This window comes from Pelomicrobium sp. G1 (assembly GCF_051905455.1).
Lineage (GTDB): Bacteria > Pseudomonadota > Gammaproteobacteria > Burkholderiales > UBA6910 > Pelomicrobium.
Genome location: NZ_JBQACR010000457.1, coordinates 1 through 252 on the forward strand (window position 1 = coordinate 1; position 252 = coordinate 252).

Here is a 252-nt window from a genome sequence, read left to right on the forward strand (position 1 = left end):
GGGCACAGCGTTCTCGAAGGTCCTCTCCGGACTCACCTGGAAGGTGCCGAAGGGCATGTCGGCGATCACTAGAGCCCGCTTGGCGCCCCGGGCGACGCAACGGGTGTGGTAGGCCATCTCCTCCAGGGTCACGGTGAGGGTGGTCTCCTCCCCCTTGATCACGTTGCCCAGGGAGTCCCCCACCAGCAGGGTGTCCACGCCGGCGTTGTCCAGCAGGGTGGCGAAGCTCGCGTCATAGCAGGTGAGCATGGT

Annotated in this window: 1 protein-coding gene; it reads right to left on the reverse strand. The window is 66.3% G+C overall.

Annotated elements, in window-relative coordinates; all coding sequences use genetic code 11:
• Window positions 1-249: 3-methyl-2-oxobutanoate hydroxymethyltransferase (locus tag ACTFO6_RS19220; protein WP_439935924.1), on the reverse strand; the 249-nt coding region annotated here is incomplete at its 3' end.
• Between the last annotated feature and the right edge of the window lie 3 nt (window positions 250-252).